General features: G+C 67.8%; 12 protein-coding genes and 2 riboswitches. Of the genes, 10 read left to right on the forward strand and 2 right to left on the reverse strand.

The genetic code is table 11. From position 1 onward, the window contains the following. Window positions 1–137: 137 nt before the first annotated feature. Window positions 138–1835, forward strand: coding sequence for an electron transfer flavoprotein-ubiquinone oxidoreductase (locus tag AC0IYU_RS09985; RefSeq protein ID WP_472115891.1), 1698 nt, complete (start codon window positions 138–140; stop codon window positions 1833–1835). Between the two features lie 72 nt (window positions 1836–1907). Here the strand turns inward: AC0IYU_RS09985 and AC0IYU_RS09990 are convergent, their stop codons facing one another. After that, a complete protein-coding gene (locus AC0IYU_RS09990) occupies window positions 1908–3002 on the reverse strand; it encodes a hypothetical protein (RefSeq protein WP_472115894.1) in 1095 nt (364 codons plus the stop codon). A 72-nt stretch (window positions 3003–3074) separates the two neighbouring features. Between AC0IYU_RS09990 and denD the strand changes: the two genes are divergently transcribed. The 4 genes from denD to AC0IYU_RS10010 all read left to right on the forward strand — a co-directional run bounded on the left by denD (window position 3075) and on the right by AC0IYU_RS10010 (window position 6961). Next, window positions 3075–4094: a D-erythronate dehydrogenase gene (denD, locus tag AC0IYU_RS09995; protein WP_472115897.1), complete on the forward strand. Its 1020-nt coding sequence runs from the start codon at window positions 3075–3077 to the stop codon at window positions 4092–4094. A gap of 44 nt (window positions 4095–4138) precedes the next feature. Further along, complete coding sequence (locus tag AC0IYU_RS10000) at window positions 4139–5107, forward strand: TRAP transporter substrate-binding protein (RefSeq protein ID WP_472115900.1); 969 nt, start codon at window positions 4139–4141, stop codon at window positions 5105–5107. Beyond that, on the forward strand, window positions 5104–5598 hold the full coding sequence (locus AC0IYU_RS10005; RefSeq protein ID WP_472115903.1) for a TRAP transporter small permease: 495 nt from the start codon (window positions 5104–5106) through the stop codon (window positions 5596–5598). Before AC0IYU_RS10000 ends, AC0IYU_RS10005 begins: the two co-directional genes overlap by 4 nt. Before the next feature lie 85 nt (window positions 5599–5683). Continuing rightward, window positions 5684–6961: a TRAP transporter large permease gene (locus AC0IYU_RS10010; protein ID WP_472115906.1), complete on the forward strand. Its 1278-nt coding sequence runs from the start codon at window positions 5684–5686 to the stop codon at window positions 6959–6961. Here AC0IYU_RS10010 and AC0IYU_RS10015 read toward each other — a convergent pair. After that, on the reverse strand, window positions 6949–7734 hold the full coding sequence (locus tag AC0IYU_RS10015) for an AraC family transcriptional regulator (RefSeq protein WP_472115909.1): 786 nt from the start codon (window positions 7732–7734) through the stop codon (window positions 6949–6951). The genes AC0IYU_RS10010 and AC0IYU_RS10015 overlap by 13 nt on opposite strands. A gap of 91 nt (window positions 7735–7825) precedes the next feature. On the opposite strand from AC0IYU_RS10015, the gene AC0IYU_RS10020 reads away from it, so the two are divergent. The 5 genes from AC0IYU_RS10020 (at window position 7826) to gcvH (ending at window position 12186) form a co-directional block, all read left to right on the forward strand. Then, window positions 7826–9016 carry an MFS transporter gene (locus tag AC0IYU_RS10020; RefSeq protein ID WP_472115912.1) on the forward strand — a complete coding sequence of 397 codons (1191 nt, stop codon included), beginning with the start codon at window positions 7826–7828 and terminating at the stop codon, window positions 9014–9016. A gap of 175 nt (window positions 9017–9191) precedes the next feature. Then, a complete protein-coding gene (locus AC0IYU_RS10025; RefSeq protein ID WP_472115915.1) occupies window positions 9192–9647 on the forward strand; it encodes a YybH family protein in 456 nt (151 codons plus the stop codon). A gap of 100 nt (window positions 9648–9747) precedes the next feature. Next, the gene (locus tag AC0IYU_RS10030) at window positions 9748–10290 is read left to right on the forward strand and encodes a hypothetical protein (RefSeq protein WP_472115918.1); all 543 of its coding nucleotides are present in this window, start codon (window positions 9748–9750) and stop codon (window positions 10288–10290) included. Window positions 10291–10323: 33 nt separating this feature from the next. Then, window positions 10324–10414, forward strand: a riboswitch (glycine riboswitch). A 12-nt stretch (window positions 10415–10426) separates the two neighbouring features. Further along, window positions 10427–10539, forward strand: a riboswitch (glycine riboswitch). A 45-nt stretch (window positions 10540–10584) separates the two neighbouring features. Next, window positions 10585–11772 (forward strand): glycine cleavage system aminomethyltransferase GcvT, encoded by a 1188-nt coding sequence (gene gcvT, locus AC0IYU_RS10035; protein ID WP_472115921.1) that lies wholly within the window; start codon window positions 10585–10587, stop codon window positions 11770–11772. Window positions 11773–11814: 42 nt separating this feature from the next. Next, entirely contained in the window at window positions 11815–12186 is a 372-nt protein-coding gene (gene gcvH / locus AC0IYU_RS10040) for a glycine cleavage system protein GcvH (protein WP_472115924.1), read from the forward strand. The last annotated feature ends 37 nt before the right edge of the window (window positions 12187–12223 follow it).

Consider the following 12223-nt stretch of genomic DNA (forward strand, 5'->3'; position numbering starts at 1 on the left):
TCCTGTGGAGTCGCGCAGGTGACGTAAAAGGCGCGCCCATGGATGACAGGGGCCGCGCATGGACGCCGCATAAAATGCCCCCGCAAACCCGGCAAGCATGCCCCGCGCCTCGAAAAATCATTATCGACCCAACCCACATGACGCACGACGAAATCCTCGCCCAGTTCGGCCCTCGGGAAGCCATGGAATACGACGTGGTCGTGGTCGGCGGCGGCCCGGCCGGCCTCTCGACCGCGATCCGGCTCAAGCAGCTCGCCGCACAGCAGGAGAAAGAAATTTCGGTCGTGGTGCTCGAGAAGGGTTCCGAGCCCGGCGCGCACATCCTGTCGGGCGCCATCATGGACCCGCGCGCCCTGAACGAACTGCTGCCCGACTGGAAGGAACTCGGCGCGCCGCTGAACCAGCCGGTGACCGACGACGCCATGGTGTTCCTGGGTGAAAAGGGCAGCCTGCGCACGCCCAACGCCTTCCTGCCGGCGTGCTTCCAGAACCACGGCAACTACATCATCAGCCTGGGTGCCTTCACCAAGTGGCTGGCGCAGCAGGCCGAGAACCTCGGCGTTGAAATCTTCCCGGGCTTCCCGGCGGCCGAGGTGCTCTACAACGAGAACGGTTCGGTGCGCGGCGTGGCCACCGGCAACATGGGCGTGGGCAAGGACGGCGAGCCGACCGAGAACTTCCAGCTCGGCATGGAATTGCTCGGCAAGTACACGGTGTTCGCCGAAGGCGCGCGCGGTCACCTGGGCCGCCAGCTCATTGCCAGGTTCAAGCTCGACGAGGGCAAGGACCCGCAGACCTATGGCCTGGGCGTGAAGGAGGTGTGGGAAATCGACCCGAAGCGCCACCAGCCCGGCTTCGTGCTGCACACGGCCGGCTGGCCGATGAAGAGCGACACCTACGGCGGCGCGTTCCTGTACCACATGGAGGACAACAAGGTCACCATGGGCTTCATCACGGGCCTGGACTACAGCAACCCCTACCTGAGCCCGTTCGAGGAAATGCAGCGCTGGAAGCTGCACCCCAACATCCGCTGGTACCTGGAAGGCGACGAGGCCAAGGGCATCAAGCCGGCCAAGCGCATCGGCTACGGCGCGCGCGCCATCACGGCCGGCGGCCTGCAGTCGCTGCCCAAGACCGTGTTCCCCGGCGGCGCACTGGTCGGCTGCGAGGCCGGCTACCTGAACGTGAGCCGCATCAAGGGCAGCCACGCCGCCATCAAGACCGGCATGCTCGCCGCCGAAGCCGCTTTCGACGCGGTGCAGGCCGGGCGCCAGCACGACGAGCTCACGGCCTACCCCGAGGCGTTCGAGAAGAGCTGGCTGCACGCCGAGCTGAAGAAGGCGCGCAACTTCAAGGCATGGTTCAAGAAGGGTCTGGGCGTGGCCACCCTCATGAACGGCATCGAGCAATGGCTGCTGAAGGGCAACATTCCCTGGACGCTGCGCCGCACCAAGCCCGACCACCTGTACCTGAAGCCCGCGGCCGAGTGCAAGCCCATCGTCTACCCGAAGCCGGACGGCAAGCTCACCTTCGACCGGCTCTCCAGCGTGTTCATCAGCAACACGAACCATGAAGAGCAACAACCGGCCCACCTGACGCTCAAGGATGCGACGGTGCCGGTCAACATCAACCTGGCCAAGTTCGCGGGCCCCGAAAGCCGCTACTGCCCGGCGGGCGTGTACGAGTTCGTGGGCACCGAAGACGGCAAGCAGCGCCTGCAGATCAACGCGCAGAACTGCGTGCACTGCAAGACCTGCGACATCAAGGACCCGACGCAGAACATCGTGTGGGTCACGCCTGAAGGGGGCGGCGGCCCGAACTACGTGGGGATGTAAGCGCACCCCGCATGTTGTCCGAAGCCCTCCACGGAGGGCTTCTTGCATGGCGGGCGGGGTGCGTGCAACACCTCAGGCGAGGTACGCAGCCACCTCGTCAGGCGTCAGGAAGCGCACGAGCGACACGTGGGCCTTCTGCTCCGAATGGAGCACGCCGTTGAACCCGTTCCAGCTGCGCGCGGGTTTGTCCTCGGTTTCGACGGCAACGAGCACCAGCTTGCCCTGCCTGCGGGCGTTTTCGCGCAACGTGCCCTCGCCCCAGGACCAGGCCATGCCGTCCACCAGGTCGCCGTTGGAGAACGCCGTGGCCTGCAGCCACAGGTACTCGGCGGCGTCGCTGTCGCGCGGATCGTCTTCGTCGTCGGCCGCCGGCCGCTCGGCGAAGGACTGGCGGATGCCCAGCGTCGTTGCATGTTCGCGCATCAGGTCCTGCAACAGCGAGAACGCGTGGAAGTTGTTGTTGATGCCGTGGGCCTTCACGACCATGCCGGCGCGCGAAGTGGGCAACAGCACCACCAGCTCATCTTCGTAGGCCAGTTGGGCAGCGCCGCGCAGGAAATGCAATTGCTCGAAAGGCAGCGCGTCGTTGGCGTACATGTCTTCGATGTGGGACATCAGCGCACCGTCCGCGAGCAGCGCGCGGTGGTTGTGCACATTGCGCACGACCATCGCCATCAGCGGCAGCACCAGCAGGTCGACCGCAGCCTGGCGCGCGCCAACTTGGAAGCGCTCCTGGGGTGCCAGCGCATCCAACGCGGCATTGGCCGCCTGCCAGGCGGCGAGCGCTTCCAGCTCTTCCGGCTCTTCCTCGTCCTGCGCTTCATCGGCTTCGACTTCGTGCGGCGCCATCGCGCAATACGGCGCCAGGGACGCAAGCAGCCGGCCCATCAACCCCTGCGCCGCATCGAAGAGCAGGCGCGGGTCCGCTCCGTTCTCCACGAGCGCGCCGCACAACAGCGCGAGCAACGCAGCGCGGTGCGGATGAAGGACGGGCAGCAAGCCCGCGCTGGCCCGCAGCACGTCGTCCTTGTCCGGGTCCTCCAGGGTGTCGAAGTAGAACGACCGCACGTCCTCGCGCTCGAAGAAGGTCGCCTGCGTGTCCAGGTCGGCGTCGTGCAGAACGGGCTGTTGCAGGGTGGCGAGCAAATCGGGTGGCAGTGCTTTCATGCGCGAATTGTGCTGCGCCTCTTTTGCACTTCGAGGCGCTATCCTTGTTCGACACAAGGAGACAAGACAACCATGCACATCGTCATCACCGGCGGCGCCGGCTTCCTGGGCGCCCGCCTCGCCCGCACCCTGCTCAAGCAAGGCCAGCTCTCGCTCGCGGGCGCGCCCCCTCGGACCATCGAGCGCATCACCCTGGTGGACCGCGCCCCGCCACCCGCCGACCTCGCGGCCGACCCGCGCATCGCCGCCGTCGCCGGCGACCTCAACGCGCAACTGGCCGCCGATGCAGACACCGCAATCTGGCGCGAGGCCGACGCCATCTTCCACCTGGCCGCGGCGGTCAGCGGCGAATGCGAGGCCGACTTCGACCTGGGCATGCGCAGCAACTTCGCGGCCACGCACGCCCTGCTCGAAAAAGCACGCGCGCTCGGCACGAAGCCGGTGCTGGTGTTCGCCAGCTCGCTCGCCGTGTTCGGCGACTCGCCCGAGCAGCCGCTGCCCCCGGTCATCGAAGACCACACGCTGCCCACGCCGCAGACCAGCTACGGCATCCAGAAGTTCATCGGCGAGCAGTTGGTGGCCGACTTCACCCGCAAGGGCTTCGTGCGCGGGCGCAGCGTGCGGCTCATGACGGTGAGCGTGCGCCCGGGCAAGCCCAACGGCGCGGCCTCGGGGTTCTTCAGCGGCATGATCCGCGAGCCGCTGGCCGGCCTGCCGGCCGCCTGCCCGGTGCCCGACGCCACGCCGGTCGCCATTGCGTCGCCCGCGCGCACCATCGAGGGCATCGTCCGCGCCGCCGAGGCGACCGACGCGCAATGGGGCCCGCGCACCGCTCTCAACCTGCCCTCGCTCGCCACCACCGTGGGCGAAATGGCCGCGGCGCTGGAGCGCGTGGCCGGCAAGGCAGCCACCGCGCTGCTCGACCGGACGCCCGACCCCGCCATCCAGCGCATCGTGAAGACCTGGCCCGGCCACATCGAAACCGCACGCGCCCGGGCGCTGGGGCTCAGGCCGGACCCGAGCTTCGAGGCGGTCATTCGCGATTACGTCCGTGAAAATCCCGACGCGGTAAAGCTCCCGGGTGTTGCATAGTCCGGTGCGCCTGACACGTTCCTGACCAAACTCCCGGAGACAACATGAAATTCGGCCCCATTGCCGCCGCCTGCCTTTCGCTCGCCCTGAGCTCGGTCGCCTTTGCACAGACGACCATGAAGATCAGCATCTCGGTCGCGCAGAACTCGCATCAGGGCGTGGCCATCGACACCTTCGCCAAGGAAGTCGAGAAGCGCACGGGAGGCCGCTACAAGGTGCAAACCTTCTACAACGGCGCGCTCGGCGGCGAGCGCGAGTCGATCGAGGCGGTGCAGTTGGGCACGCAGGAGCTCGCGTTCTCCTCGACCGGCCCGGTGCCCAACTTCGTGCCCGAGACGAAGATCCTCGACGTGCCTTTTCTCTTCCGCGACAAGACCCATGCGCGCGCCGTGCTCGACGGCCCGATCGGGCAGGACCTGCTGACCAAGTTCGATGCCAAGGGCTTCAAGGCACTGGCGTGGGCCGAAAACGGCTTTCGCCACATGACCAACAGCAAGCGTGACGTGAAGGCGCCCGAAGACCTCAAGGGACTGAAGATGCGCACCATGGAAAACCCGGTGCACATCGCGGCCTACAAGGGCTTCGGGATCATCACCACGCCCATGGCCTTCCCGGAAGTGTTCACCGCGCTGCAGCAGGGCACGGTCGACGGCCAGGAAAACCCGCTTCCCGTCATCATCTCGGCCAAGTTCGACCAGGTGCAAAAGCACCTGTCGCTCACGGGCCACGTCTACTCGCCCTGCATCTTCCTGATGAACAAGGCGAGCTTCGACAAGCTCTCCGCGGCCGACAAGCAGGCCTTCCTGGACGCCGCCAAGGAAGGCACCAAGGCCAACCGCGCGCGTGTCGACGAAGACGACGCCAAGGGCGTGGCCGACCTGCGCGCCAAGGGCATGACCGTGATCGACAACGTCGACAAGGCCAAGTTCGTCGCCGCGCTCGCGCCGGTGAACGCCCAGTTCGAGAAGGACTTCGGCAAGGCCAATCTCGACAAGATCCGCGACTACAAGTGAAAGAAAAATTCTTGGGCATCGAGCGCTGGACCACCGGCTTCTCGATGCTGATGGCCTGCGCGATGCTGGTGGTTGCGTCGGCCCTGGGCGTGTTCCAGATCGTCACCCGCTTCGTGCTGGAGCAGCCGGCCGAGTGGAGCGAGATCCTGATCCGCGTGAGCCTCATCTGGATGGTGTTCATGGGCATCCCGATGGCGTTCCGCCAGGGCGCGATGGTGAGCGTGGACGTTCTGTACCGCTGGAGCCCGCCGCGCATGCGCCGCGTGCTCGACGCGGTGGTGAGCATTGCCGCGCTGGTGCTGATGCTCATCGTGCTGTGGTGGGGCTGGGACTACGCGATGCGCGGGCGTGTGCAGTCGATGGCCGGCCTCGAAAGCCTGTCGATGATTTGGTCGTACCTGGCGTTGCCGGTCGGCTCGGTGTTCTGCCTGTTCGGCATCGTGGGTAATTTTCTCGACCCCAAGCGGCTCGAACTGGAGACTGCGCAATGAGCGCCGCGCCGGGCCGCTCCCAGCGAGCGAACGGCTCCCTCGGGGGGCAGCGAGCACACGAAGTGCCGGGCGTAGGGGCTGCATCATGAGCGTCGTGATGGTTGCGACGATGGTGCTGTGCTTTGCACTGTCGATCTCGGTGGCGGTGTCCATCGGGCTGGCGTCGATCCTGGGCATCCAGGTGGCGAACGCCAACATGCTGATCTCCGTGAAGGAGATGTTCAACGCGATCAACAAGTTTCCGCTGGCGGCCATTCCGTTCTTCATCCTGGCGGGCAACCTGATGGAAACCGGCGGCATCTCGCGCCGGCTGGTGGAGTTCGCCAAGAGCATCGTGGGCGGCGTGCAGGGCGGCCTGCCGATGACCTGCGTGCTCACCTGCATGATCTTCGCGGCGGTGTCGGGCTCCTCGGTGGCGACCACCTTCGCGATCGGCGCCATCCTGATTCCAGCGCTCATCAAGCACGGCTATCCCACGTCGTACGCGGCGGCGCTGCAGGCCACCAGCGCGGAGCTCGGCGTGATCATTCCGCCGTCGATCCCGATGATCCTCTACGGCGTGAGCGCCGAGGTGTCCATCGGCGAGCTGTTCATCGCGGGCTTCGGCCCCGGCATCCTGATCAGCCTGGCGTTGATGCTGTTCGTGTGGATCTACTGCAAGTGGAAGGGCTGGGGCAAGAACGACGGCGAAGGCCGCATGCCGTTCGGCCGCGCACTGTGGCAGGCCGGCTGGGCGCTGCTGATGCCGGTGATCATCCTCGGCGGCATCTACGGCGGCATCTTCACGCCGACCGAGGCCTCCGCGGTGGCGGTGTTCTACGCCCTGGTGGTGGGCATGGTGATCTACCGCGAGATCAAGCTGAAGGACCTGTACGCCATCTTGCGCAAGTCGGTGATGTCGTCGGCCGTGATCATGTTCATCATCGCCAACGCGGGGCTGTTCGCATTCCTCATTACCCGTGCGGGCGTTCCTGACGCCATCGGCCACTGGCTGCAGGAGGTGCTGAAGTCGCCGGCGATGTTCCTGCTGGGCGTGAACGCAGCGCTGTTCGTGATCGGCATGTTCATCGAAACAAGCGCGGCGATCATCGTGCTCGCCCCGATCCTGGCGCCGGTGGCGGTGCACTTCGGCATCGACCCGGTGCACTTCGGGCTGATCATGGTCGTGAACCTGGCCCTGGGCATGATCACGCCGCCCTTCGGCGTGAACCTGTTCGCGGCCTGCACCGTGGCGCGCATCTCGCTGGACCGCATCGTGAAACACCTGGTGCCTTTCGTGCTGGTGATCCTGGCCTGCCTGATGGTGATCACCTACGTGCCGTGGGTCTCGCTGGCGCTGCGCGACCTGGCCTATTCCAAGTAGGTTCGGCGCAGGTACGCGCTGGGCGGCACGCCCAGCGCGCGCCGGAACATCGCGGTGAAGGCGCTCGGGCTCTCGTAGCCATGCGCCAGCGCCACTTCAAGAATCGAAGCGCCCGCGGCCAGCTTCGGCAGGCTCAGCAGCAGCCTCGCCTGCCGGCACCAGGCGCCGAAGTTCATGCCCGTCTCGCGCTGGAACAGGCGCGCCAGCGTGCGGCTGTTCATGTGCAGGCGCAGCGCCCAGTCGTCCAGCGACGCGGGCAGCGACGGGTCGCGCACGAGCGCCTCGCACAGCGCAGCCAGGCGAACGTGGCGGGGCATGGGCACATGCAGCGACAGGGCTGGCGCGGCCTCGATCTCGTCGAGGATCAGCTCCATCACCCGTTCGTCGCGCCCGCCCGGCGCATAGTCCAGCGGAAGCGACGCGGCGGCGACGATCAGCGCCCGCAGCAACTCGCCGACACGGATCACGCGGCATTCGCCGCCCAGGTCGGCGCGCGTGCCGGGCTCGACGAAGACGGTGCGCATCTTCACCTCGCCCGCCATGCGGATTTGGTGCGCCATGCCGGCCGGCACCCACACGCCGCGCCCCGGCGGTACCACCCAGCTGCCCGCCACGGCGCTGACGAGCATCACGCCTGAAATCGCATGGATCAGCTGCCCGCGCCGGTGCGTGTGCAGCGGAATGAAAGCGTCGCCGTCGGTGTCGGTCGCCAGCACGGCCATCGGGCGCGGGGTCGACTCGCCTTGTTCGGGCCTCAGGTCCAGTTTGTCCATTTCTCGACGATAGATGCTGATTCGTAGCGAGAACATCTTCGCGCGGCTTTTTACGATGGCTTTTATCAATGGACATCCAGAAAGCGATCGAATGAACAAGCGCCGCCTCGGCCTGCTCACCGGCACCCATGCCGTCAATGACCTCTACCAGGGCCTGGTGCCGGCCCTGCTGCCTTTCATGGTGCTGGAGCGCGGCTACAGCTACACGGCCGTGAGCGGGCTGATGCTCGCGGCGACCGGCCTGTCGAGCGTGGTGCAGCCGCTGTTCGGCCTGTACGCCGACCGCCACCCGCGCAGTTGGCTGGTGCCCACGGGCTTCCTGGTGGCCGCGCTCGGCGTGGTGCTGGCGGGCATCAGCCAGAGCTACCTGCTGACCTGGATCGCCATCGCGCTGTGCGGGCTGGGCATTGCGGCCTACCACCCGCCGGCCACGGTGGCGGCACGTGCGGCCGGCGGGGCCTCGCAGAAAGCGATGAGCGTGTTCTCCGTCGGCGGCACCATCGGCGCCTCCTTTCCGCCGGTGCTCGCGGCCACGGTGGTCGGTGGTGGAGGCCTGTCGCGCAGCTACCTGCTGGGGGTGCCGGCGCTGGCGATGGGCGTGGTGTGGCTGCTGGCGAATGCGGGGCGCGGCGCTGCGTCCGCCGCCACGGCGGCCGCCGCCCGCAAGGCCGCCGGCGAGGTGCTCAAGCCCCACAACGACTGGCGCGCCTTCGGGCTGCTGGTGGCGACCATCGTGGGCTGGTCGATCCCGTACGTCACGGTGCTGTCGATGCTGTCGCTGCGCATCACGCGCGACCTGCACGGCACGGCCTTCCAGGGCGCGGCGGCGCTCACCGGCTTCACCGCCGCCGGCGCGGTGGGCGTGCTGCTCGGCGGCTGGCTCGGCGACCGCATCGGGCGCATGGGCACCATCCGCAGCGGCTACCTGCTCGCCCTGCCGTCGCTCGCCGGCCTGGTGCTCGCAACGACCCCCGGCTGGGCGCTGGCCTGCACCGCGCTGCTCGGCATGAGCATGTTCCTGCCCTTCGCCGCGCAGGTGACGCTGGCGCAGGACTACCTGCCGCGCAACCCGGCCACGGCCAGCGGCATCACGCTGGGGCTGGCGCTGTCGGTGGGCGGCCTGGTGTCGCCGCTTTTCGGGATGCTGTCGGACGCGCGCGGCCTGGGCGTGACGTTCACCGCGGTGCTGTGCGTGCTGGGCGCGGCGACGGTGCTGGCGCTGCGGTTGCGCAACAGGGCGATGCCGGCGGTGCCGGCGGGGGCGCAGCGCGCTGCGACCTGAGCGCCACCGTCGCCCATGGCCGTCGAATGTCGCATTGCGCGCCTTATGCTCGATTCAGCGAGCATCGAGCGGCAGCCCGACCTGGCGGGGTGATCCAGCAGCGGGAGGTGTCGTTCGAGCGCTACCGTTTCGGCCGATGATCGGGACCGACAAACGACAAGGAGGAGACTTCGCCATGCACCGATCACTGAGTTGCCTCCTCGGCGGCACGCTGCTGGCCATGGCCGCCTTCGGCGCCACGCCGGCGGCGACAGGGCCGCAGCCCGCACCGACCCCGGCGAACCCGGCCGCTGCCATCGCCGAGATCGAGACCGCCGTGCGCAACTGGGCCGCAGCCTGGTCCGCGCGCGACGTGGCGCGCTACCTGGCCACCTATGCGCCCGACTTCACGCCGCCCCGCGGCCAGGACCGCAAGGCCTGGGAAGCCGACCGCCGCACGCGCATCGCCGACAAGGCCACCATCCGCGTGGACATCGACAACCTCGTCATCAGCGTCACCGGGCAAGCCGCCAGCGCAAGCTTTCAGCAGACCTACACCGCCGACAAGCTGCGCGAAAAAAGCCGCAAGACGCTGGAACTGCAACGCGTGGGCAACCAGTGGCTCATCCGCAAGGAAATCGCGGGCGGATGACGCCGCCAAAGACCGTTGCCCGTGCAAACCAAACGGTTCATGAAGATGTCACCGCTTGCAACGATGCTGCAGCCCTCGACTCCCGAAAGCTGTGGCTGCCATGTTCCCCACCAAGACCGACAAGGCCCGCGATGAACTCCAGGGCGGCCAGCGCACGCTCAGCCAGCGGGAGCGCGCGCTGTTGCTCATGGCCGACGGCCGCCGCTCGCTGACCGACTTCAGCCCGCTGTTCAGCACCCGCGACGAGGCCGAGCAGGCGCTCCAGGCGCTGGTGCAGCGGGGCTACCTGCAAGACCCGCAGGCCGCCGCGGCTGCGGCTGCGCAGGCGGCACAGGCCTTGACCGTGCCCGCCGCCGACACGATCCAGGTCAGCACCTCGGCCGACAGCTTCGACGGCAAGCGCTCGCTGGCCACCACGCGCATGTTCCTGTTCGACATCTGCGAGCGCATGTTCGTGCGCCGCGACCCCAAGTTCGCGCTGCAGATGCGCGACGCCCTGCGCGAGGCGCGCGACCGCGAGGCCATGATGACCATCGCCGCGCTGATGCTCAGCGAAATCGAGAAAGCCGCGGGCCCGGAGCGCGCCGAATCGCTGCGCGAACGCATCGACCGGCTGCTGCCGCCGGCTGAAATCGTTCACTGAAGCGAAAGCCCTGCGCACCGCGATCCACTACACTCGCCCGGGTCAGGAGAGAGCCCCGCGCGACGGGGCCGCCGAAGGCGCAGGGGTTTCCCGAACGCTCAGGCAAAAGGACTGACAAGGCGCCGGTACACACCGGCGTTTCCTTGCTGGAGAGAGGCCGCCGTACCGGAAACGATGCAGCGGCCCACCGAAGGAGCAAACCCCGATCGTGGGGCGAATCTCTCAGGTAAAGCGGACAGCAGGGGTGGCCCATGGCTTGCGTCATGGATTTCGTCTGCCCCTTTGGAGTGCCCCATGGCCTCTTCCGCTGCCTCCGCTGCTTCCGCCCCCGACACTGCGCTTCTCAAGACGCCGCTGTACGACCTCCACGTGGAGCTCGGCGCCCGCATGGTGCCCTTTGCCGGCTACTCGATGCCGGTGCAGTACCCCGCCGGCCTGATGGCCGAACACAGGCACACACGCGACGCGGCCGGCCTGTTCGACATTTCCCACATGGGCCAGCTGCGCCTGGTCGGCCCCGACGCCGCAGCGGCTTTCGAGACCCTGATGCCCGTCGACGTGATCGACCTGCCCGCCGGCAAGCAGCGCTACGGCCTGCTGCTGAACGACGAGGGCGGCATCCTGGACGACCTGATGTTCTTCAACGAAGGCAACGGCTCGCTCTTCGTGATCGTCAACGGCGCCTGCAAGGTGGCCGACATCGCGCACATCCAGCGGAAGATCGGCGCGCGCTGCGAGGTGCAGCCCCTGCCCGACCACGCCCTGCTCGCGCTGCAGGGCCCGCAGGCAGCGGCCACGCTGGCGCGGCTGTCGCCCGGCATCGAGCGCTTCGTGTTCATGACCGGCGGCGCGGTGCAGATCGGCGGCATTCCGGCCTTCGTCACCCGCAGCGGCTACACCGGCGAAGACGGTTTCGAGATCTCGGCGGCGGCCAAGGACGCCGAGGCGCTGGCCCGGCTGCTGCTGGCCCAGCCCGAGGTCAAGCCCGTCGGCCTCGGCGCGCGCAATTCGCTGCGGCTCGAAGCCGGCCTGTGCCTGTACGGCAACGACATCGACACCACGACCACGCCGGTCGAAGCCTCGCTCAACTGGGCTATGCAGAAGGTGCGCCGCGCCGGGGGCGCGCGCGAAGGCGGCTTTCCGGGCGCCACGAAGATCCTGGCCCAGCTCGCCGCGGCCACCCCGGGAGCCGCCGGCCACACCGACCACGACACGCTCAAGCGCAAGCGCGTCGGCCTCGTGGCGCTCGAACGCATTCCGGTGCGCGACGGCACGGTGCTGCAGTCCTTCGAGGGCCACGACATCGGCGTCGTCACCAGCGGCCTGCTCGGCCCCACGGCCGACCGCTGCGTGGCCATGGGCTACGTGGCCACCGCTTTCGCGGAGCCGGGCACGCGCCTGCAGGCCATCGTGCGCGGCAAGCCGGTGCCCATGGAAGTCTCGACCCTGCCTTTCGTGCCGACGCGCTATTTCCGCGGCTAGGCTCTGCACCCCCGAATCATTTTTTCCACGAGGAGTTTTTCCATGAGCATCAAGTACACCAAGGACCACGAATGGGTGTCGGCCGAAGGCGGCGCAGCCACCGTCGGCATCACCGTACACGCGCAGGACGCGCTGGGCGACGTGGTGTTCGTCGACCTGCCTGAAGTCGGCAAGACCTTTGCTCAGGGCGAAGTCGCCGGCGTCGTCGAATCGGTCAAGGCCGCGGCCGACGTGTTCATGCCCGTGTCGGGCGAGATCGTCGAAGTGAACGAAGCGCTGCGCGCCGACCCCTCGCTGGCCAACAGCGACCCGCTGGCCAGCGGCTGGTTCTTCAAGGTCAAGCTGAGCGAACCCTCACAACTCGACGCCCTGCTGGACGCCGCCAGCTACGACAAATTCGCGGCCGAATCCTAGAAATGTTCGCCCCTCGGCTTGCCACTTCGTGTGCTTC

This window comes from Variovorax sp. AC103 (assembly GCF_979254005.1).